Raw genomic sequence first — 21,373 nt, forward strand, 5'->3', positions numbered from 1 at the left:
GGCTATTCCTTCCAGGCGGTGGAGACGTCGAGCACCCCGTTGAACATCTTCGGCATGCCTTTCACCTTCGCGCTCGATATCGCGTAATAGGTGTTCTGGAAAGTCCAGAACCAGATCGCCTCCTTGTTGATCAGGCGGCTGACCGCACAATAGTCCTCGGTCCGCTTGGCGACATCGGCGGTGGTTCGGGCATGCTCCAGCAGGCGGTCGAGCTCCGGATCGGAGAAATTCGCCAGTGCCACCGGGCTGCCGGTGTGGAAGTTGGCGTACATCTGCGGATCGGGATCGGCGAGATCGACGATGCGCCACGGCGTCAGTTGGAATTGGCGCATGAAGGCGCGCGGTACGATCGTGGCCTGATCGACCTGCTCGATCTCCATATTGGCGCCGACCCGCTTCCAGATCTGCTGCAAAACCTGGCCGACAGTGCGGCCGCGCGGCGTCGCCGAGACGATCATCTTGAAATCGACCGGCTTGCCGTAATCCTTGAGCAGCGCCTTGGCCTTGTTGACGTCTTCCGGCAGCGCGCCGTCGTCCTTGCACTTGACCCAGGAGCCGTCGCCATAGGGATTGCTGGCCGGCCGCGCCAGGCCGTTGGTGATCGCCTGCGAGATCTTCTTGCGGTCGAGCGCCATCACCAGCGCCTGGCGCACGCGGACGTCGTCGAACGGTGCCGCCTTGGTGTTGAACGCGTAGACCTGCGCGCCGGAGCCGGCATAGGAATGCACGGTCAGGCTGGAATCCTTTTGCGCCTTGACGATATTGTCGGCGTCGTACTCATCGTCCCAGATGACGTCGGCCTCACCCGATTGCAGCGAGGCAAAGCGCGACTGCGCATCCGGCAACGGCTTCAGCACGACGCGATCGAGATAGGGCTTGCCCTTGTCCCAATAGTCCGGGTTCTTCTCCAGCACCATGCGGTCGCCGGCGGTCCAGGATTTCAGGATGTAGGGGCCGGTGCCGACCGGGTTGCGATTGTAATCGTCGCCCTTGGTCTTCCACGCGGTCGGCGACTGCATCACATTGTTGGAACTCTGGATCGACTGCGTCGCCGGGAAATTCACCGCCGGATCGCTGAAATTGTAGCGCACCGTGAGGTCGTCAATGACGTCCACGCTCTTGATGCTCGTAATGTAGAAGGCGCAGCGGCACTTGTTGGCCGGATCCTTCTGGCGATCGAAGTTCTCCTTCACCGCCTGCGCATTGAACGGCGTGCCGTCGTGAAATTTGACGCCGGGCCGCAGCTTGATGGTCCAGGTCTTGAAATCGTCGGAATGCTCCCAGGACAGCGCGAGCTTCGGTTTCGGCTCGCCCTTCTCGTCGAGCGTCATCAGCGTGTCGAAGATCGCGGCCGCTGCGGTGTTGGCCGAGGTGTCGTAGACACCGACCTTGAGCGGGTCGAAGCCCGGAATGTCGAGCTCCTGGCCGACGGTGAGCGTGCCGCCCTGCTTTTGCGCATGGGCAGGTACAGCGAATGCGGCCGCACCTATTCCCGCCGCAAGAAATATGCGCGCCACCGCGTGCGCGCGCCCGACCAGCTTCATCGATGCTCCCTCCCAGGTGGGCGACGTCCGGTGTTCCGGATCGTCGTGTGTTGGCGGCAGCTTGTCCGGAATCGCCGCGCGCGACAAGACCGTAAAACGGATGAAAAGCCGCAGGCTTAATCGCTCGCCGTCTTCGCCGGTTGCGCTGCGAACCCTGCGATCTGGTCGTCGGAAAGGCCGATCTCCTTCAGATAGGTCAGCGTGTGCTCGCCGAGCGTCGACATTCGCTTGCGCGCGCCGACCGCAGCGCCGGACATGCGGAACGGCAGGTTGAGCACCTTGAAGCTGCCGCCGCCGTCCTCGACCTCGGCCAGCGCACCGCGATGGGCGATTTGCGGATCGGCGAGCGCCTCGCGCACGGTGCGATAGGCCGACGACGGCACGCCATATTCATTGAGCGCGGCAAGGCAGGCCTGCGTGCTGATCGCGCGCGACCATGCCTCGACGCCCTCCATCAAACCCGCCCAGTTGTCCCGCCGATCGGAATATTTGGCAAAGCGCGGATCGGACACCCATTCCGGCCGGCCGATCGCCTGCATCAGATTCTGAAACGTCTTCTCGCTCGCGATCGCCACCATCACGTAGCCGTCGGTGGTTTCGATCGGGCCGAACATCGGCCGCTGGCTCTGCTTGACCTCGAATTGCGACCACTGCAACTCGTTCAGGGTCAGGCTCAGCGTCGATTCCAGCATCGAGACGTCGATGTGCTGGCCCTTGCCGCTTAAGCTGCGCTGATAAAGCGCCGCCGAGATCGCGCCGAAGGCATAGACGCCGGTCAGCACGTCGGCGTGATAGATGCCGCAATAGTCCGGGCGCGAGCGGCCCGGCTGGTAGGCGAGATGCGCCATCTCGTAGCCCGAGGCGGCATGGATCACCGGCGCATAGGCCGGCAATTCCGCCGACGGGCCGGTCTGGCCGTAACCGGAGATCGAGCAGAAGATCAGCTTCGGATTGATGTCGCGCACCGAGGCATAGTCGAGCTTGAGCCGCCGCATCACGCCGGGGCGGAAATTCTCCACCAGCACGTCGGCGGTCGCGATCAGCCGGCGCACGGCCTCGACGCCCGCGGGCGACTTCAGGTCGAGCACCAGGCTGTTCTTGCCGATATTGAGCTGGCCGAACGCCGTCGAGCAATGGTTGCGCACCGGCGGCCGCGTCCGCATCGTCTCGCCCTCGGCGGGCTCGATCTTGATCACCTCCGCGCCCATGTCGGCGAGCATCCGCGTGCAATGAGGTCCGGCGATCGTGGTCGAAAAATCGAGCACACGAAGGCCGTCGAAACTTCGTGTCAAATTCCCCTCATCGTCGGCAGCTATTGTCGTTGGCAAGGCTTCCTCCACGTTCGTCATTGGTTGTTCGGCATCGCGCGACCCTAAAGTGAGCCATCCTGACAGGAAAGCGTCTCGTCCAGACCGGGACCGCGGGCGGTCTTGCATTTGACTCAAAGGCAGATTGGACCCGATCTTGCATAGCCCTGTCACGGGCTGGAACGAGGGCGCTTGTTGAAGGTCTTATTCGTCACGACCGAGATGGACGATTTCGTCCGCGTGGGCGGGCTCGGCGCCGTTTCCGCCGCACTGCCTCGGGCGCTCCGACCATGGAGCGACGTCAGGATCATGCTTCCCGGTTACCGGGATGTGGTCGAGCAATTCACGCGTATTGAGATCGTCGGGCAATGCGCAGCGCTTGCCGAGATGCCGGCCTGCACGCTCGGCCGCGCATCGACCAAGGACGGGCTGCCGGTCTACGTGCTGCTGTGTCCGGAGCTCTACGACCGGCCGGGCAATCCCTATGGCGACGAATCCGGTCGCGACTGGCCGGACAACGACATCCGCTTCGGGCGCTTTGCTTCGGCTGCTGCCGAACTTGCAGCCGGAACGCTGGACAAGAATTGGGCAGCCGACCTCGTTCACGCCAACGATTGGCAGGCCGCACTCACACCCGCCTACCTCGCGTGGCGCGACTCGCGGATTCCATCGATCCTGACCATCCACAACCTCGCCTATCAGGGCCTGTTTCCGAAGGACTCGCTGCGGCGGATCGGCGCACCGGAAAGCTCGTTCCACATCGACGGGCTGGAGTTCTACGACAAGCTGTCCTTCCTCAAGGGCGGCCTCGTCTACGCCTCGCACCTGACCACGGTCAGCGCGACCTATGCGAAGGAGATCACCACGGCGGAGCTCGGCTGCGGGCTGGAGGGCTTGCTGCGCGTGCGCTCCGCCGCCGACCAGCTGACCGGCATCCTGAACGGCATCGACGAGAGCTGGGATCCGCGCCATTGCGCCCAGCTCGCGCAGCCGTTCGGCGCCGGCGACTGGAAGGGCAAGCAGGCCAACGCCGATTATGTCCGACGGCAATTCGGGCTGGCGGTCTCGCGCGGGCCGATTTTCGGCCTGGTCGCGCGGCTCGTGCATCAGAAGGGCGTCGACCTCGTGCTGTCGGCCGCGGACGAGATCCTCGAGGCCGGCGGGCAGATCGTCGTCACCGGCAGCGGCGAGCCCGCGATCGAGGACGCGCTGGTCGCCGCGCACCGGCGCCGGCCGGACGCGATCGGCGTCATCATCGGCTTCAACGATGCGCAGGCGCGCCGGATCTTCGCCGGCAGCGATTTCACCTTGATGCCGTCGCGCTTCGAGCCCTGCGGCCTCAGCCAGATGTACGCGCAGCGCTTCGGCTCGCTGCCGATCGGCCACCAGACCGGCGGGCTTGCGGAAACCATCGCCGACGGCGAGACAGGCTTCCTGTTCTCCCAACCATCGCCGGAATCCTTCCTCGGCGGTGTCAGGCGTGCCTTCGACGCCTACCGCGCCAAGGATCGCCTCAACGCCATGCGCGCCAGCGCGATGGCCAAATCCTACAGCTGGGACCTGTCGGCCGCCTGCTACAGCGCGCTGTATAAAAAGCTCATCCTGCCGCGAGCAGCGGCCTAAGGCGCAAAGCCTCGCAGGGTTGTGAAGTCGGCCACGCTGGGATCCCAGCCGCCGCGTAGCAATCAGCCTCCGCCGCCGAACCTATTTGTGCGATCATGCTGCTCCTCCCGGGTGCCCACCCGGACGACGACGCATGCATGAAATTGCGAATGATGAACTTTTCACAAAACCCGATTGCGATGGAGGAACATCATGGACGTCAACGAGGAGCGTCTCAATTCATTCATGGGTAAGATGATCGGCGATGTCGGCGCGGCGATGAACGCCTCGCTGATGCTGCTGGGAGACAAGCTCGGCCTCTACAGGGCCCTCGCCCAGCAAGGACCGATGAACGCTGCGGCGCTGGCCAAGGCAACGGGAACGGCCGGGCGTTACGTTCAGGAATGGCTCTCGGCACAGGCGGCCTCCGGCTACATCGAATACGATAGCGCGACCGGAAAATTCTCGATGCTGCCCGAGCAAGCGCTCGCGCTGGCCGACGAGGACAGCCCGGTCTTCCTCGGCGCGGTGGGAAGCCTTGTCGGCGCGACCTTCCTCGACGAGCCGAAAATCACCGACGCGTTCAAGACCGGCAAGGGCGTCGGCTGGAACAAGCGCAACGAGTGCCTGTTCTGCGGCACCGCCCGCTTCTTCCGCACCAGCTACAAGCACTATCTGGTGCAGGAATGGCTGCCGGCGCTCGAGGGCGTGGTCGACAAGCTGAAGCAAGGCGCCGTTGTCGCCGACGTCGGCTGCGGCCACGGCGTCTCGACGCGGCTGATGGCGGAGGCGTTTCCGAAATCGACCTTCTACGGCTTCGACTATCACGACGGCTCGATCCAGGCGGCGCGGATCGCCGCCAAGGAGGCCGGATTGTCGGACCGCGTCCATTTCCAGACGCATTCCGCCAAGACATTCCCCGCGAAGGCCTATGACCTGGTGTGCTTCTTCGATTGCCTGCACGACATGGGCGACCCGGTCGGCGCCCTCAAGCACACCCGCTCCACCCTCGCCGATGACGGCACCTGCCTGCTGATCGAGCCATTCGCCAACGACCGGCTGGAGGACAACCTCAATCCGATCGGGCGGGTCTACTATGCGGCCTCGACGATGATCTGCACGCCGGCCTCGCTGGATCAGGAGGTCGGGCTCGCGCTCGGCGCGCAGGCCGGAGAGACCAGGCTGCGCGAGGTCGCACGCCAGGGCGGTTTCTCGCGCTTCCGCCGTGCGGCGGAGACACCATTCAATCTGATCCTGGAAGCTCGACTGTAACTGCACAACGCAATCGGACGGCGGCATCACACCGCCGTCCAATACTCAAAGTTCGCGGCAGCTTGGTCGTCAGCGCCCTGCTTACCAGTCCTGCGATTGCCAGTATTGCTGGCCGCCGCGCCGGCGCGGATTGGCGGCTTGCGGGTTGCCATAGTACGGGTTGCCGTACTGGGTCGGCGCTTGAGGGTTGCCGTACTGGGGATAACCGTATTGAGTGCCGGACTGCGGATTCCAGCTGCGCTGGGAGAAGAAGCCGAAACCGTCGTCGTCCCTGCTGGCAACCGGGTAATCCTCATCCACCGGCCGCGGTGTCGGCTTGCGCGTGATGAAGCCGCCCTGTGGCTGGTTGCTCAGCACGGCAACGAACTCGGTGCGATAGTTGGTTTCGGCGCTCAGCGGCTCGTCCGAGATGATGATCGAAGACCGCGGCACCGCGGTCGGCGCAATGCGATCCAGCACATCCTGCGGGATGGTGATACGGTCGAGCGCATCCTTGGCGTTGTCTCCGTCGTCGATCGTCACCTGGGTCCAGCGCAGGCCGGAGCCGTTGCGCGCCATCGCCGTATAAATGTGCGTACCGATCGGCTTGTCCGGATCGCGGATCGTGACCGGAACCTCGATGCTCGAGTCGAACACCTCGCCGCCGTCGGCCCATGGCTTATGGGTGTTGCGCCGGACGTAAAGCTTCTGCGTCGCGCGGCTGATGTAGACCGAGACCGGCTCCAGTGCGAGCTTGGCCTCGGTCGCCGCCTTCTGGGTGTCGGCCTTCTTGGTCTCGGCCGCCTTGGCGGCCTCCTTCGCGGCGGCGGCGGCATCGAGCTTCGGTTTTGCGTCACCCTGCGCCGCCTCGAATTGCGTGGTCGCTTCCGCGGCCTTGGCGACTGCCTTCTGCTTCAGATCCTCGGCGCGCGCCTTGGCCTGGTCGGTGTTGGCCTTGGCCAGCGTCTTGTCAGCCAAGGCAACCGCGGCGTCGGCACGGGTCTTGATCTGCTCCAGCTTGCGCAGTGCCGCCGGCGTGGACAGTGCCGCGTCCTTGGCCGCGGCCGCGGAGGCCTTCTTCGCCTCGTCGGCCGCCTTGGCGGCATCCGCGGCCTCGCGGGCCAGCTTCTCGGCACGTGCCGGAGCTGCCGCGATCGCCTCCGCGTTGGGCACGAACAGCGCCGGGTGGGTGAAATCGACCGGCTCCGGGTCGTTCGGTGCGATGATCACCCGCATCCCGATCCGGGTCTTGTCGAACAGCTTCTCGGCAAAGTCATAGGGCATCCGGACGCAGCCATGCGAGGCCGCATAGCCCGGCAGCGGCCCGCCATGCAGCGCGATGCCGTTCCAGGTGATGCGCTGCATGTTCGGCATCCAGGCATCGTCGTACATGGTCGAGTGATGGTCCTTGTCCTTCTCGACCAGCGCAAACACGCCCGCCGGCGTCTCGCGTCCCTTGACGCCGCTCGAGACCGGCGCGCGGTAGATCCAGCCGTCGGCGTCGTAGAAGGTGACCTTTTGGGCCTTGATCGACACGATCGCCATGATCGGCTCGCCCGCGGTCCGCGGCGCCGTCGCCTCGACGGTTGCCGCCGGACGCTGCTGCTTTGCCGCGGCGCCGCCGCTCAGTGACGCAAATGTGACCATCGCCGCGAATGTCACAAAGGCGGGGTGTCCCCAACGCCGCATCGCTCCGGTGGTCTGCGCCGTCGTCGTTCGATTTACCATGCGATTCCTCGGTCGAAATGCCTGCCCGCGCTGCGCCGATCCGTACCAGATCACGATTTTGGATTGATTAATCGCGGCTCCATGCGGTGCCGCGAATTCGATCCTGGGGAGCTATCCATTCATATATGACGGCGGATGCAGGAGGAAGGGCGCCGCGCCGCCAAAACCGCCTCGTAGCCGCCGAAATCCACTGCCTGGAGCCGCCCCACCAATGGAGCGGCACCTGGCCGTCATGTCGCCCGCCGCGTCTCCGGCATCACCAGCCAGATCATGAGTAGTCCCAGCGCTGCGATGCCGGCGAGACCCATGAAGGCGGTGCTGCTGCCGAGCTTGTCGCTGACATAACCGGCCAGCACCGTGCTGAGTGATGCGCCGATGCCGACCGCGGTACCGACAATACCCTGCGCCAGGTTGAAATGGCCGCTGCCGAACGCAACGTCGGCCACAATCAGCGGCACCAGCACGCTGAAGATCGCCGCGGTGATGCCGTCGAAGATCTGCACCATGACCAGCAGATAGGGATCGCGCACCGTCGCGAACAACAGGCCGCGGATCGCCAGCGAAACGAAGGCCAGCAGGAGCAATGGCCGCCGGCCCAAAGCCTGGGCCTTGCGGCCGACCGACGGCGAGCACAATGCGACAATCGCCTGCGGCACAATGATGCAGGCGGCGATCAGGACCGGCGCCCATTGGCTCGAGCGCGTGGTGACCACGCCCGCCATCAACGGCAGCATCGCGGCGTTGGCCAGCTGGAACAGCATCATCGCGCCGGCGAAGATCAGGAGCGTCCGGTGCCGCACCAGCGTGAAGACGCTGGTGGCGCGCTTGTCGGGAACTTCACGCTTCACCTCGCCATGCGCCTGCGCGATGTCGATCTCGCGCTCGCGGATCCGTGCCAGCGACAACAGCGTCGGGATCGCCAGGATGAAGGTGACGAGGAACACGGAACGGCTCGACAAGAAATAGCCGCAAGCGCCCATCAACGCCGCAGCCGAGCCATTGCCGAGCGAGGCGAAGCGTGCGTTGCGGCCAAGCCGCTCGCCGATCGCACGCGGCCCGACCAGGCCGAGGCTGATCGCCGCGATCGCAGGTCCCAGCACGCAGCTTGCAAGCGCGTGCAGCGTCGCGGCAAGCGTCACCACGGGGAAGATCGGCCACAGCGCGTAGGCCAGCGCGGCCGATCCGATCGCGGCAACCGCGCAGCCTGCGACCACCCGTTCCGAGCGCGCCGCGTCGACGATCGCCCCGCCGGGCATCTGACCGAGCAGGCCGATGATGCCGCCGATCGAGAGCACGAAGCCGATCTCGACCTGGGTCCATTTCTGCGTCGTCAGATAGACAGCGATGAACGGACCGAATCCGGTCTGCACATCGGCCAGGAAGAAGATGAACCAGTCGAGCCCGCGCTGGCTCTCGCGCGACGGCCCGCGCAGCGGCTCCGCATTGGGCTGATCGGGGACAATCGACACAATATTGGCGCTGCCGGCTGATCGCTCGTCACGATCGTCGCCAACCGTCCCGAATGAAGAGTTCGGACGCGCGACCAGTTTGAGCCCCCTAATGTTCGTAGTCCCATGGATGGAGACTGCCAGCCGCGCCCAGCACGATCAGCGGCGTATCTTCCTTGTATTCCGGCGCAGCGCTCACCTGCTGCTTGTTGAGATCCAGCGTGATGCTGTCGCTCTTGCTGGAAACGCCGGCGAAGCGCAGCGCGTTCCAATCGACCACGATCTTGCGGCTGCCGACGCCGAGGAAGCCGCCGAAATCGATCACTGCGGCGCGGACCTTGCCGTCGCGGTCGACGATGACGTCGACGATGCGGCCCATGTCCTCATTGGCGGAGCTGCGCACGTCGCGACCCAGAATGCCGTGCGCATCGCGTGCGCCGATCACGGTCACCGACGGCGGCGGTGACTCCTTGGCCTGCTCCTTCGGTGCCGCAGGAGCTGCTGGCGGCGCTTGAGCTGCCGGCGGCGAGGGTAGTGTCGGCGCCGGCGACGCATCGTCCGCGGCACGGACATCTGCGCATGTCAGCAGCATCGCTGCGACCAGCATAATCATGATCCCTGGACGCATTTACCTCTCCCACGATTGCCCGGTCCGCCGCGCGACAACGCTCAATGCGTCAGCACGATCGACACCTGGATCTGTCCGCGCGTGCGCAGCACTTCGAGCGACACCTCGTCGCCGTGGCGACGCAGCCGCAGATCGACACTGGACGCGCCGAGCCGAAGGTCGCGCAGCACCACGTCGTTGAGGAATTCCGGCAGCCGCGGATCGCGCAGGCGGATCTCGCCGCGCACGGTGTCGAATTCGAGTCCGAGCGCCGCCTCCAGCAGCGTGAACGGCGTCGCGCTCGCCCAGGCCTGCGGTGCGCAGGCGACCGGATAGAGCACGGGGCCGCGCCTTCGTTCGCGGCGGAAGCCGCAGAACAGCTCCGGCAGCCGCCGCAACTCCATGTAGCTCGCGGCGTCGAACAGCCCCTTGAACAGATGCGCGACCGAATGCTTGAGGCCGTAGCGGGCCAGTCCAAGTGCGATCAGCGCATTGTCATGCGGCCAGATCGACCCATCGTGATAGGACATCGGATTGTAGCGCGCCTCGCCCGCCGCGACGGTTCGAATGCCCCAGCCCGAGAAGAATTTCTGGCTCATCAGATCGGCGGCGACCCGTCGCGCACGGTCCTCGCGCACCATGCCGGAAAACAATGTCTGTCCGGCATTCGAGGTGCGCACCCTGCACGGCTGCTTAGCGCCGTCGAGCGCCAGCGCATAGGTGCCGAGCTCCTCGCACCAGAATGCCGCCTCGAAGCGCTCGCGCAGCCGCTCGGCCTCGGCATCCAGCCTCGCCGCTTTGTCGGCGAACCCAAGGGTCCGCGCCGCGCGCGCGGCAAGCTGCTTGCCGGCGAACACATAGCCCTGCACTTCCGCCAGCGCGATATTGCCCTCGGCCAGCGTGCCGTCGGCGTGGAAGATGGCGTCGAAGGAATCCTTCCAGCCTTGATTGCGCAGCCCTTCATCGGTCGCGCGCTGATATTCGACGAAGCCGTCGCGGTCGGGATCGCCGGGGCCATCGATCCATTGCAGTCCGGCCTCGACCGCAGGCCACAGCTCGCGCAGCGTCTCGACGTCGCCGGTGCGCTCCAGATAGAGCCCGGCCAGCAGCACGAACAGCGGGGTCGAATCGACGCTGCCGTAATAATGCGCGAACGGCACCTCGCGAAGCGCGGCCATCTCGCCGCCGCGCATCTCGTGCAGGATCTTGCCCGGCGCAGCATCGGCCAGCGGATCGACCGCCTTGGCCTGGAACAGCGCCAGCCGCTTCAGCACGCCCTTGGCGATGCGCGGGTCGACCCACAGCATCTGCATCGCGGTGATCAGCCCGTCGCGGCCGAATGTCGTCGAATACCAGGGAATGCCGGCATAGGGATAGCGGCCCTGCGGCGTTTCCGTCATCAGCATGTTGAGGTCGGCCATCGCCTGGCACAGCACCTCGTTGAAGATGTTGTTCGAGGTCTCGATCGAGGCCGCGCCGGCCGACGAATTGCGCATCTCGCGGCGATGCGCCAACAGCCCGCGGAAGAACGGCACCGGCTTCTGCATGATCGGCTTGTTGCAGGACACCGCGACGAACAGCGAGGTGACCTGCGCAGGCTCGAGGTCGAAATGGTAGGTGGCAACGTTGACCGATAACCGTGTCGGTCGCGGGTCGAAGTGCAGCGCGGTGATCCGGGTCTGCTCGTCGAGGCCGCAATATTCCAGCACGACATCGGTCGGACCGAGCAGCTTGCTCGAGCCGATGCCGCGCCGCGGCCGCCGCTCGCCGCGCACCTCGAACAGGTCGGCGAAATCATTGTCGAACAAGAGCGCGAGATCGAAGCTCGCGGCATGATCGCCGTGGTTCTGCAGGCCGATGCGCTGATAGAAGGTGCCGCGCCACAGGAAGATCGAGCGCACGATGTGCAGCGTATCCTTCGGCAAGGTCAGGCGGTCGTCGCGATAGACGTCGGAATTGGTCAGATCGACCGTCAGCGCCGAATTGTCGTCGCGCATGTTGGAGCCGAGCAGCAGCGGCTGCACGTCCTCCAGCACCATTTCCAGCCGCGCGAGGTAGCGCGTGTCGGCGTTGAACAGGCCGTCGGGGCCGCCGGCGGAGGCGCCGATGTCGCCATGGCTGTCGAGCACGATGAAGGTGTCGTCGTGCTTGAGCGAGCGCCGCGGCCGCGCCGCGGGCCCGGTCATCGGAATGTAGAACGGCGATTCGGCGACGTGCTCGGTGATGCGACCGGTGATGATCTGCGTAACGACGTCAGCTGCCATCTGAACCTCTGGCGACCTTGCTTGGCTCGAGTCTCGACTCTCGGTTCGAACGAACGCACCGGAACGCAAGTACACGCTTGATGGCGCGGGGTCAGGCCGCGCTGGTGGAGAGGCGGCCCATCTCGCGCGCGACCAGGTCGCGGTAGGGGCCTCTGCCCTTCACGAGGATGTCGGGCGGACCGTCCTCGACGATCCGGCCGCCCTGCAGCACGACCACGCGGTCGAAGCTGCGCAGGGTCGCGAGGCGGTGCGCGATCGCGACCACCGTACGCCCGCGCATCAGCCGCGACAACGCCTCGCGGATCGCCTCCTCGGATTCGGCATCGAGCGCCGCGGTGGCCTCGTCGAGCAGCAGGATCGGCGCATCCTTCAGGAACGCGCGTGCGATCGCGATGCGCTGGCGCTGGCCGCCGGACACCTTGACGCCGCGGTCGCCGACGATGGTGTTCATGCCCTCCGGCAAGGTTTCGATGAAATCGCAGCGTGCGGCGATCGCCGCGCGCAGCACCTCGTCGTCGGTGGCGTCCGGCCTGCCGTAGCGGATGTTCTCCAGGATCGAACGATGGAACAGCGAGATATCCTGCGGCACCACCGAGATCGCCGCGCGCAGGCTCTGCTGGGTGACGCGCGAGATGTCCTGGCCGTCGACCGTGATGTTGCCCTGCTCGACGTCGTAGAAGCGCTGCAGAAGGGTAAATAGTGTTGACTTGCCGCCACCGGACTGGCCGACCAGGCCGACTCGCTGGCCGGGCTGGATGCGCAGGCTGAAGCGCTCGAAGACCTGCAAGCCGCCGGGATAGCGGAACGAGACGTTGTTGAAGGCGATCGCCGCGCCGCTCTTCACCAGCGCTTCGGCCTCCGGGTGGTCCTTCAGCTCGTGCGGCTGCAACAGCGTCGCCAGAGCCTCGGTGAGACGCGCGACATGCTGGGTGACGTCGACCAGCGCAACCGCAAGATCGCGGGTGGCGCTGAGGATCGAGATGCCGAGCGTGCAGACCAGCACGACATCGCCGGTGGTGGCCTGGCCCTGCTGCCAGAGCGAGAGGGCCCAGGCCAGCATCGCGATCGTCAGGATCACAGTCACGGCGGCGTGAACCAGGCGAAGCTTTTCGAGATAGCGCAGGGAACGGCCGCGCGCGACCAGTTCCCGATTCACGGTGGCGTCGAAGCGGTCGTGCTCATAGCCGAGGCCGCAGAATGCCCGCACCAGCGGCAAATTGTTGATGACGTCGACCATCTCGCCATCGACGGCGGCCGCCCGGTTGGCGAAATCGTCATGCAGCGGCCGGCCGGCGGCGGCCATGCGGAACATCGCCACCACCATGGTTCCCGCGATCAGGATCAGCACGGCTGACATTGTCAGACTTACGGTTCCAACCAGGGTGATCGCGGCAAAGGTTGCGATGCATGGCGGCAACACGTTCCATACGAACATGTTCTCGACAGTGAACACCGCGTTCGATGTCGCCGTGATCCGGCTGGTCAGCATGCCCGGCAGCCGGTCGGTGAAATAGCTCGGCGCGTGACCGGTGAGATGACGGAACATGTCGCGGCGCAGGTCGCCGGTGACGCTGACGAAGGTGTAGCTCGCCGTCCAGCTCGCGATCCGCCACATGAAGTTGTCGGCTGCGATCAGCGACATGAGCAAAGCGAATGCCAGCCATACGCCGTTCGCGGCCGACGGCCCGGCCGACAACGCGTCGACCAGATTCTTGACGCCGTATTGCGTGCCCACCGAACAGGCAACCGCCGCGACCACGGCCGACAAGATCACCCCATGCGACGGCAGCCGCCGGCGCAGATAGCGCAGCACAAAGGGGAATGGGCGATGCGCATATCCTGACAGATGGTCCATGACGTCCTGCAAAAGCTGTTGAAGGTGAACGAGAAAATTTTAGTCGAAGCTCTCGTGCACGATGACGTGAAGGGCGGCGGTTGGATTCCTTGATGCAGCCATCACTGCGCAACAATTTTGCAACGCTGGCGTCGGCAAAAACGTGTTGGAGCGAGATGGCATCAGCAAGACCACAGTGTGATGGAAGAAAGAAGCGGGAATCCACATACCCATAAGGAACCTCGCACGTGCGAGAACGTTCCCGTCTTCGGCACGTCAGTGCCATCACAGGGCAGAGGGGTCTGGTTCATTCCACATTACAAACAGGAGACGGAGAAATGCGCATCGCGCAGGTTGCCCCGCTGACGGAGGCTGTTCCCCCCAAGCTCTACGGCGGCACCGAACGGGTCGTGCACTGGCTGACCGAAGAACTTGTAACACTTGGACATGACGTGACGTTGTTCGCCAGTGGCGATTCACAGACCTCCGCGAAGCTCGATGCGACCTGGCCGAAGGCGCTGCGCCTCGACGGCTCCGTCCGCGACCCCAATGCGCTGCACATGGTGATGCTGGAGCGCGTCCGGCAGAAAGCCGACGATGACGAGTTCGATTTCCTGCACTGCCATCTCGACTATTATCCGTGGTCGCTGTTCACGCGCCAGCCGACGCCGTTCGTGACCACGCTCCACGGCCGGCTCGACCTGCCGGAGCATCAGCCGGTCTTCAACATCTTCTCCAAGATCCCCGTGATCTCGATCTCCAATGCGCAGCGGCGGCCGGTGCCGCAGGCGAATTGGGTGCGCACCATTCATCATGGCCTGCCGGAGAACCTGCTGACGCCGCAACCGGCCAAGCCATCCTATCTCGCCGTGCTCGGGCGCATCGCGCCGGAGAAGGGCGTCGATCGTGCGATCAAGATCGCGACCCGCTGCGGCATTCCGCTGAAGATCGCGGCCAAGGTCGATCGCGCCGACCAGGAATATTACGATGAGTTGATCAAGCCTCAGATCACCGACAATCCGCTGGTCGAGTTCATCGGCGAGATCAGCGACCGCGAGAAGCCGGATTTTCTCAGCGGCGCGATCGGACTCCTGGTTCCGATCGACTGGCCGGAGCCGTTCGGCCTCGTGATGATCGAGGCGATGGCTTGCGGCACGCCCGTGATCGCCTATAACCGCGGCTCGGTGCCGGAGATCATCGAGGATGGTCTGACCGGCTTCATCGTCGAGGACGAGATCAGCGCGATCTCCTCGGTCGGTCGGCTGTCGACGCTCAACCGCGACGCGATCCGCAAGCAGTTCGAGACCCGCTTCACCGCGCGCCGGATGGCGCTCGACTATCTCGCCGCCTATCGCAGCCTGATGGAGGACAAACCGCGCTTCAAGCTCGTGGCGAGCGCCGAATAGAAGTTGCAGCGGCCGATCGAATGATCCGGCGGGCCGGCCGGCACCGTCCGTGCCGATCCGTCGGGTCATTCGATTGTCAATAATGCCGTCACCCCGACGGCAACTCCCGTGGGGCGAAGCGATCCGCCGCGCGATTGCTGCGACGCACCCCTGGTGACACGCATCCCCATCAACCCGGCTGATATCGCCTTTGCGATTGGCGGATTACGTGCTCTTATGCGCCCCGCTTGAACGAAAAATAATAAGCGAGCGGACGGAGCAACCGTGCCGCGGTCGCACAGGGGGAACGCCATGCCAGGGGACCGCAAGCCGTCGGCCATTAATAATGCCGCACCGACTACCACCTCACCGAAGAAACTGAACCGCCGCAAATTCCTGGCCAGAACCGGCGGCGTGCTCGCGGCCGGCGCTTTCGGCGCCGTCCCGCTGCGCGGCTGGGCCGCGGACCCGATCAACATCGGCGCGCTCTATCCGAGCACCGGCAGCATGGCGCAGATCGGCATCGGCTGCGTTGCCGCGGCAAAGCTCGCAGTCGACATGGTCAACGAGGCCGGCGGCATCAAATCGCTCGGCGGCGCCAAGCTCAATCTGATCGTCTCCGACGTGCAGAGCGACACCACGGTGACGCGCACCGAGACCGATCGCCTCATCACCGGCAACAAGCTGTCGGCGATCCACGGCTGCTACGCCAGCGCGCTGACCTTGATCGCAAGCGAGGTCTGCGAGCGCGCCCGCGTTCCGATCATCACCGGATCGAGCTCCGATCAGCTCAACAAGGGACGCAGCTACACCTTCACGCCGTTCGCCCGCGCCTCGCAATTCGCCAAGGCACAGTTGCAGATGGCGAAGCTGGTCAGCGAGCAGGCCAAGGTCGCGGTCATCTTCGAGAACACCGCATTCGGCACCTCGACCTCGAACGGGCTGAAGGAGCTGGCGCCGGGCGAAGGCGTCGAGATCGTGATGTTCGAGCCCTACTCGGCCGGTTTCACCGATGCCAGCCCGCTGATCAACAAGGTCAAGGCCTCCGGCGCCAACACCCTGTTCTCGCTGTCCTACCTCAACGACCTGATCCTGATCGTGCGCACCGTGAAGCAGGTCGGGCTCAACATCGCGATCAACGGCGGCTCGGGCGGCTTCGTGATGCCGGACTTCTACAAGAATGTCGGCAACGCGGCCGAAGGACTGCAAGGCGTGGCGCACTGGAACCACGACGTCAACGAGGATGCGCAGAAGGTCAACGTCGAATTCAAGAAGCGCACCGGCGAGTTCGCCTTCGAATATGCCGGCGGCCTGGTGGCGCAGACCTTCATGCTGGCCGACGCGCTGGAGCGCGCCGCCTCGGCCGATCCGAAGAAGGTGCGCGAGGCGTTGTCGACGCTCGACGTCTCCTCGGGCTTTGCAGCGATGGCACCGGGCGGCAAGGTGAAGTTCGGCCCCGACGGCAAGAACGTCTATGGCCGTCCGGTCGGCGTGCAGTGGCAGAACGCCGACCTCGTCAGCGTTTTCCCCAAGGAAGACGCCCGCGCCCCTCTGATGAAGACCTGAGCGCGGTCGGATCAGATGTGGGAGACACTGGCCCAGGCCGTGATCAACGGCCTGCTTATCGGCGGCATCTACGCGCTTGTCAGCATCGGCGTCACGCTCATCTTCGGCGTGGTCAAGATCGTGAATTTCGCCCAGGGCGAGTTCGTGATGCTCGGGATGTATATCTCGTTCTTCCTCGCCACCCAGTTCGGCATCGATCCGCTGGTCTCGCTGGTTGTCTCCATGCCGGTCCTGTTCGCAGCCGGCGTCCTGATCCAGCACTTCCTGATCCGCAGGGTGCTCGGGCCGAACGACATGCCGCAGATCTTTCTGACCTTTGCGCTGTCGCTGCTGCTGCTCAATCTCTCGCTGATGCTGTTCAGCGCCAATTATCGCACCGTCCACACCTCTTACTCGGATGAAGCGTGGCACATCGGCGGGCTCTACATTCCGGTGGCAAAGCTGATCGCCTTTGCCGTCGCGATGGCGCTGAGCGGGCTGCTCTGGGTGTTCCTGCACACCACCGATCTCGGCCGTGCCATGCGCGCGGCGTCGCAGAACCGCGACGTCGCGATGCTGATGGGGATCAATCCGAATCGGGTGTTCGCGGTGGCGTTCGGCACCGCGCTGGCGCTGGCGGGCGCCGCCGGCTCGCTCTTGATGCCGTTCTATTCGGCCTATCCGTTCGTCGGCCAGGTGTTCGTGCTGATGGCGTTCGTCGCGGTCGTGATGGGCACGCTCGGCAATGTGATGGGCGCGCTGGTCGCGAGCCTGATGATGGGCGTCGCGGAATCGCTCGGTATCCAGTTCGTCGGGGCCGATTCCGGACTGATCGTGGTGTTCGCGCTGCTGCTGCTGACGCTCGCCTTCAGGCCGAGCGGCCTCGGCGCCAGGAGGGGCCGCTGATGCAAGCATCAGGCAACATGAAGTGGCTGTGGCTGGCGATCGGAGCGGTCGTCATGCTGGCTTTGCCCCAGCTCGTCACCTCGTCGTTTGCGATCGACATCTTCATCCGCATCTTGCTGTTCTCCTTCATCGGCGTCGCCTGGAACCTGATGGGCGGCTATGCCAAGCAGCTCTCGCTGGGCCACGCCGCCTATTTCGGCCTCGGCGCCTACACCTCGACCATCATGCAGGTGAACTACGGCATCTCGCCCTGGATCGGGATGATCGCGGGCGGCGTGGTCGCGATGCTCGCGAGCCTGCCGATCGGCTGGCTCTGCTTCCGCCTGCGTGGGCCCTATTTCACCATCGCCACCATTGCGACAGCCCAGGTGCTGATGCTGATCTTCCTGAAATTTCGCGACTTCGCCTGGGGCGCCGAGGGCACCACGATCCCTAACCTCGGCAGCGCGCCGCTCATGATGCAGTTCGAGGAGAAATCGTCCTACTACTACGTCGTGCTCGGCCTGCTCGTGGTCGGGCTGTGGATCACCCACCGAATCGAGAAATCCTGGATCGGTTACTATCTCGTCGCGATCGGCGAGGATGAGGACGCAGCCGAGGCGATCGGCGTCAACGCGCCGAAGGTCAAGCGCGACATCTACATGATCAGCGCGTTCCTGACCGCACTCGCCGGCACCTTCTATACCCAGTACATCTACTTCATCGATCCCGCGACCGCGTTCAGCTTCAACGTCTCGATCGAGGCGGCGCTGGTGTCGATCGTTGGCGGCATCGGCACGCTGTGGGGACCCGTGATCGGCACCGTGCTGCTGGAGACCACCTCGGCGCTGCTGCAAAGCTGGCTCGGCAGCTCGGTCGGCGGCATCCAGCTCACGGTCTACAGCCTGATCCTGATGGCGGTGATCCTGTGGCGGCCGACCGGCCTGATCGGGTTTGCGACCGATTTCTATCACCGCACCCTCCGGCGCAAGCCGGCGCGCGCCTGAGGTCTTTGCGATGGCGGAAGCACTGGTCATCAAGGGTCTCAGCAAGCGCTTCGGCGGCCTGCGCGCCGTGCAGGACGTCAGCTTCTCCGTTCAGGAGAACGAGACGGTCGCGCTGATCGGTCCGAACGGCGCCGGCAAGACCACGAGCTTTCATCTGATCACGGGATTCCATCGCCCGGACTCCGGTTCGGTGCTCGCCTTCGGTCACGAGGTCGTAGGGCTGAAGCCGCACGACGTCTGCGCGCTCGGCATGGCCCGCACCTTCCAGGTTGCAAAACCGTTCGGCGCCATGACGGTGCTTGCCAATGTGATGACCGGCGCCTTCCTGCGCGACCGGCACGTCGTCGCCGCGCAAAGGAAGGCACGCGAGGCGATCGAATTCGTCGGCCTCGGCGCCAAGGAGCAGACCCCCGCCAAGGATCTCACCACCATCGACCAGCGGCGCCTCGAGATGGCCCGCGCGCTGGCGACGCAGCCGAGAATCCTGCTGCTCGACGAGGTGATGGCCGGGCTCAACCCGGCCGAGATCGACCAGGCGGTGGCGCTGGTGAAGAAGCTGTCCGCCAGCGGGCTGACCATCGTGATCGTCGAGCATGTGATGCGCGCGATCATGGCGGTGGCGCGACATATCGTGGTGCTCGACCACGGCCAGAAGATCGCCGAGGGCGCACCGAAGGAGATCGTGGAGAACCCGGACGTGATCCGCGCCTATCTCGGCTCCTACGTGCATCCGACTGCGCCAGGAGACGCCCATGCTTGAGCTCTCCGGCGTCAGCGCCAGCTACGGCTCGGTGCCCGCGATCACCGATGTCAGCATCTCCATCGGCGAAGGCGAGGCCGTCGGCCTGCTGGGCGCCAACGGCGCCGGCAAGAGCACGACGCTGCGCGCCGTCTCCGGCCTCGTCAAACTGTTCGCAGGCAAGATCACCTTCGACGGTGTCGACCTCGCCACGCTGCCGCCGTACCGGATCCCCGAGTTCGGCATCGCGCATGTCCCGGAAGGCCGCCAGGTGTTCCCGGACATGACGGTGCAGGAAAATCTCGAGATCGGCGCCTACACGCCCAAGGCCAAGGCGGATCGCGCGCGCACCATGGAGCTGGTCTACAGCATCTTCCCGAGGCTCGCCGACCGCAGGAAGCAGCTCGCCGGCACCATGAGCGGCGGCGAGCAGCAGATGGTCGCGGTCGGCCGCGGCCTGATGCTGAAGCCGCGCCTGTTGATGCTGGACGAGCCCTCGCTCGGCCTCGCCCCTGTCATGACCGACGTCACCTTCGAGAAGATCGGCGAAATCCACAAGATTGGCACCGCGATCCTGCTGGTCGAGCAGAACGTCAGCCGCGCGTTGTCGCTGGTGCAGCGCGCCTATGTGCTGGAGAGCGGCAACGTGATCATGCGGGGCACCAGCGCCGAGCTCGCCAACAACAGGCAGGTGCAGGCGGCGTATCTCGGGATTTGAGAGCGCCCGATCGACCCGTCATCCTGAGAGCTTGTGACGGATTCGGCTCCTGCGGAGTTTTTGGCGGCTGTTCGTCGCAGCAATTGGCAGGTTTGAGTTCGAGTTCGGCGATGACCCGTTGTTTAGGCTCTGGAGAGGCGGTTGCCTTGCAGGATGTTGTTGACGAGGGCGTACCAGAGCACGACGGCACGGACCTTTTCGATGCCGCGCACGGTCAATTGCCGCAGGTCCCAATTGCGCCAGCGGGCATGGATGCACTCGCAGATCGACCGGGACCTGTATCGGGCCTTGCCCTCTTCGCTCGCCATTCGCGCACGCCAGGCCAACACCCCCGGACCGTCGCCGCGCCGCGGTAGATAGGGATCGGTACCGTGCTTGGATTGAGTGGGCGGACAAAAGATATCGATGCCCTCGGCATAGGCCCATTCGATGTCCTCGGCACTGCCAAAGCCGCCATCGACGAGATGGTCCTTGGGCAACCCTCCGGGCCGCGCACGCTGCCGCTCCAGCATGGGGCGCATCAGGCCGCGATCGGATCCGATGTTGCAAATTCTGGTGTCGACGACGATCTGCTCGCCGGCCACGCTCGTCACCTGCACGTTGTAGGCGGGGCGGAAGCCGCCGTTCGCCATCTTCATGACCCGTGCATAGGCGTCCGTCGTGGAGGCCCGCGGCTCCTTCGGCGTCTTGCCGTTGCCGCGACTTTCTTCGCGCTCCTTGCGCTGCTGCTTGATCTCGGCGAGCGCCGTCTGCGCCGCCTTCACCCGCGCGCTGCGTTCCCGCGCGGCCCGCTCCTTGGCTGCCCGGGCACGCTTATTGCTGGCGTCCGAGCGTGTGTCGACCTCGCGCTTGAGGTCTTCCACCACGGCCTCAGCCTGCGCCAAATGCTTATCCAGCGTCGCCTCGCGCCGGAACGAGGCGGCCCCGGCGCTGGCCCGGACCCGCATGCCATCCTGCGCCAAGGTCTCCAGATCGACGAGACCGGCCTTTGCCAACGCTGCCAGATGCTCACTGAGCAGTCGGTCAAGCAGATCGGCGTTGCCGACCCGGAAGTCCGCCAGCAGGTGATAGTTCACCGACACCCCGCCGCACAGCCAGCGATAGGCATCGTGGCTCTCGCACAGCCGCTCCAACGCCCGCGCGCTGCCAACGCCTTCGCTGGCGGCATAGAGCCACAGCGCCAGCAAAAGCCGGGGCGAGGTCGCGGGGTGACCGGGACGATCGCCGCGAGCCTTGATCCGGTCCTCCAACTCACTCAGATCAAGCTCTTCGACATAAGACCAGATCAGCCGCACCGGATGGTCTTCCCCGATCAGGCTCTCAATATCAACCGCTCGCAGCGCAATCTGGTCGCGCTGGGGCTCACGCAGCCGCGGAGCGCCGGGCAAGCCCGCTTCGACTGGTGGCTTCGCCTGCTCCGGCAGGTCCCCAAACAACTCATCGGCAGCCAACATCACCTCCCGCGAATCCATCATCGCCAGAGAATCACACCGCGCCGGCTTTCGGCTA

The 21,373-nt window shown here is 65.0% G+C and carries 16 protein-coding genes; 8 read left to right on the forward strand and 8 right to left on the reverse strand.

Translation table 11 applies throughout. The features are described 5' to 3' along the window. Positions 1–2 precede the first annotated feature (2 nt). Both ACVW17_RS34610 and ACVW17_RS34615 read right to left on the reverse strand, forming a co-directional pair. Positions 3–1,544: an ABC transporter substrate-binding protein gene (locus ACVW17_RS34610; protein ID WP_456798497.1), complete on the reverse strand. Its 1,542-nt coding sequence runs from the start codon at positions 1,542–1,544 to the stop codon at positions 3–5. Between the two features lie 116 nt (positions 1,545–1,660). Continuing rightward, on the reverse strand, positions 1,661–2,893 hold the full coding sequence (locus tag ACVW17_RS34615; RefSeq protein WP_456798498.1) for a CaiB/BaiF CoA transferase family protein: 1,233 nt from the start codon (positions 2,891–2,893) through the stop codon (positions 1,661–1,663). A gap of 153 nt (positions 2,894–3,046) precedes the next feature. Between ACVW17_RS34615 and glgA the strand changes: the two genes are divergently transcribed. Together glgA and ACVW17_RS34625 are read left to right on the forward strand one after the other, a co-directional pair. After that, entirely contained in the window at positions 3,047–4,474 is a 1,428-nt protein-coding gene (gene glgA / locus ACVW17_RS34620) for a glycogen synthase GlgA (RefSeq protein WP_456798499.1), read from the forward strand. A 192-nt stretch (positions 4,475–4,666) separates the two neighbouring features. Next, positions 4,667–5,725: a class I SAM-dependent methyltransferase gene (locus ACVW17_RS34625; RefSeq protein WP_456798500.1), complete on the forward strand. Its 1,059-nt coding sequence runs from the start codon at positions 4,667–4,669 to the stop codon at positions 5,723–5,725. Positions 5,726–5,806: 81 nt separating this feature from the next. Here the strand turns inward: ACVW17_RS34625 and ACVW17_RS34630 are convergent, their stop codons facing one another. The 5 genes from ACVW17_RS34630 to ACVW17_RS34650 form a co-directional block, all read right to left on the reverse strand. Beyond that, a complete protein-coding gene (locus tag ACVW17_RS34630; RefSeq protein ID WP_456799005.1) occupies positions 5,807–7,351 on the reverse strand; it encodes a L,D-transpeptidase family protein in 1,545 nt (514 codons plus the stop codon). Positions 7,352–7,662: 311 nt separating this feature from the next. After that, positions 7,663–8,901, reverse strand: coding sequence for an MFS transporter (locus ACVW17_RS34635; protein ID WP_456756069.1), 1,239 nt, complete (start codon positions 8,899–8,901; stop codon positions 7,663–7,665). Between the two features lie 88 nt (positions 8,902–8,989). Continuing rightward, on the reverse strand, positions 8,990–9,508 hold the full coding sequence (locus ACVW17_RS34640; RefSeq protein WP_456798501.1) for a PRC-barrel domain-containing protein: 519 nt from the start codon (positions 9,506–9,508) through the stop codon (positions 8,990–8,992). Between the two features lie 41 nt (positions 9,509–9,549). After that, a complete protein-coding gene (locus ACVW17_RS34645; RefSeq protein ID WP_456756071.1) occupies positions 9,550–11,751 on the reverse strand; it encodes an amylo-alpha-1,6-glucosidase in 2,202 nt (733 codons plus the stop codon). A gap of 91 nt (positions 11,752–11,842) precedes the next feature. Next, positions 11,843–13,606, reverse strand: coding sequence for an ABC transporter ATP-binding protein (locus ACVW17_RS34650; protein WP_456798502.1), 1,764 nt, complete (start codon positions 13,604–13,606; stop codon positions 11,843–11,845). Between the two features lie 317 nt (positions 13,607–13,923). Between ACVW17_RS34650 and ACVW17_RS34655 the strand changes: the two genes are divergently transcribed. The 6 genes from ACVW17_RS34655 to ACVW17_RS34680 all read left to right on the forward strand — a co-directional run bounded on the left by ACVW17_RS34655 (position 13,924) and on the right by ACVW17_RS34680 (position 19,864). Next, the gene (locus tag ACVW17_RS34655; RefSeq protein ID WP_456756073.1) at positions 13,924–14,991 is read left to right on the forward strand and encodes a glycosyltransferase family 4 protein; all 1,068 of its coding nucleotides are present in this window, start codon (positions 13,924–13,926) and stop codon (positions 14,989–14,991) included. A 291-nt stretch (positions 14,992–15,282) separates the two neighbouring features. Next, on the forward strand, positions 15,283–16,536 hold the full coding sequence (locus tag ACVW17_RS34660; RefSeq protein WP_456798503.1) for an ABC transporter substrate-binding protein: 1,254 nt from the start codon (positions 15,283–15,285) through the stop codon (positions 16,534–16,536). A 15-nt stretch (positions 16,537–16,551) separates the two neighbouring features. Next, positions 16,552–17,421, forward strand: a complete 870-nt coding sequence (locus ACVW17_RS34665) for a branched-chain amino acid ABC transporter permease (RefSeq protein ID WP_456798504.1) — start codon at positions 16,552–16,554, stop codon at positions 17,419–17,421. Next, positions 17,421–18,407 (forward strand): branched-chain amino acid ABC transporter permease, encoded by a 987-nt coding sequence (locus ACVW17_RS34670; protein WP_456798505.1) that lies wholly within the window; start codon positions 17,421–17,423, stop codon positions 18,405–18,407. Before ACVW17_RS34665 ends, ACVW17_RS34670 begins: the two co-directional genes overlap by 1 nt. Positions 18,408–18,417: 10 nt before the next feature. Then, a complete protein-coding gene (locus ACVW17_RS34675) occupies positions 18,418–19,167 on the forward strand; it encodes an ABC transporter ATP-binding protein (protein ID WP_456756077.1) in 750 nt (249 codons plus the stop codon). Beyond that, positions 19,160–19,864, forward strand: a complete 705-nt coding sequence (locus tag ACVW17_RS34680; protein WP_456798506.1) for an ABC transporter ATP-binding protein — start codon at positions 19,160–19,162, stop codon at positions 19,862–19,864. Before ACVW17_RS34675 ends, ACVW17_RS34680 begins: the two co-directional genes overlap by 8 nt. 122 nt (positions 19,865–19,986) lie before the next feature. On the opposite strand, the gene ACVW17_RS34685 is transcribed toward ACVW17_RS34680, so the two are convergent. Beyond that, complete coding sequence (locus ACVW17_RS34685) at positions 19,987–21,318, reverse strand: IS1182 family transposase (RefSeq protein WP_456756305.1); 1,332 nt, start codon at positions 21,316–21,318, stop codon at positions 19,987–19,989. Positions 21,319–21,373 lie beyond the last annotated feature (55 nt).

Source organism: Bradyrhizobium sp. USDA 4473 (assembly GCF_054063335.1).

Bases quoted from the DNA above. Each gene is read 5' to 3' on its own strand.
- ACVW17_RS34685 (WP_456756305.1), bottom strand. From the start codon at position 21,318: ATGTTGGCTGCCGATGAGTTGTTTGGGGACCTGCCGGAGCAGGCGAAG.
- ACVW17_RS34640 (WP_456798501.1), bottom strand. From the start codon at position 9,508: ATGCGTCCAGGGATCATGATTATGCTGGTCGCAGCGATGCTGCTGACA.
- ACVW17_RS34615 (WP_456798498.1), bottom strand. From the start codon at position 2,893: ATGACGAACGTGGAGGAAGCCTTGCCAACGACAATAGCTGCCGACGAT.
- ACVW17_RS34660 (WP_456798503.1), top strand. From the start codon at position 15,283: ATGCCAGGGGACCGCAAGCCGTCGGCCATTAATAATGCCGCACCGACT.
- ACVW17_RS34665 (WP_456798504.1), top strand. From the start codon at position 16,552: ATGTGGGAGACACTGGCCCAGGCCGTGATCAACGGCCTGCTTATCGGC.
- ACVW17_RS34675 (WP_456756077.1), top strand. From the start codon at position 18,418: ATGGCGGAAGCACTGGTCATCAAGGGTCTCAGCAAGCGCTTCGGCGGC.
- ACVW17_RS34625 (WP_456798500.1), top strand. From the start codon at position 4,667: ATGGACGTCAACGAGGAGCGTCTCAATTCATTCATGGGTAAGATGATC.
- ACVW17_RS34670 (WP_456798505.1), top strand. From the start codon at position 17,421: ATGCAAGCATCAGGCAACATGAAGTGGCTGTGGCTGGCGATCGGAGCG.
- ACVW17_RS34680 (WP_456798506.1), top strand. From the start codon at position 19,160: ATGCTTGAGCTCTCCGGCGTCAGCGCCAGCTACGGCTCGGTGCCCGCG.
- ACVW17_RS34610 (WP_456798497.1), bottom strand. From the start codon at position 1,544: ATGAAGCTGGTCGGGCGCGCGCACGCGGTGGCGCGCATATTTCTTGCG.
- ACVW17_RS34630 (WP_456799005.1), bottom strand. From the start codon at position 7,351: ATGGTCACATTTGCGTCACTGAGCGGCGGCGCCGCGGCAAAGCAGCAG.
- ACVW17_RS34655 (WP_456756073.1), top strand. From the start codon at position 13,924: ATGCGCATCGCGCAGGTTGCCCCGCTGACGGAGGCTGTTCCCCCCAAG.
- ACVW17_RS34645 (WP_456756071.1), bottom strand. From the start codon at position 11,751: ATGGCAGCTGACGTCGTTACGCAGATCATCACCGGTCGCATCACCGAG.
- ACVW17_RS34650 (WP_456798502.1), bottom strand. From the start codon at position 13,606: ATGGACCATCTGTCAGGATATGCGCATCGCCCATTCCCCTTTGTGCTG.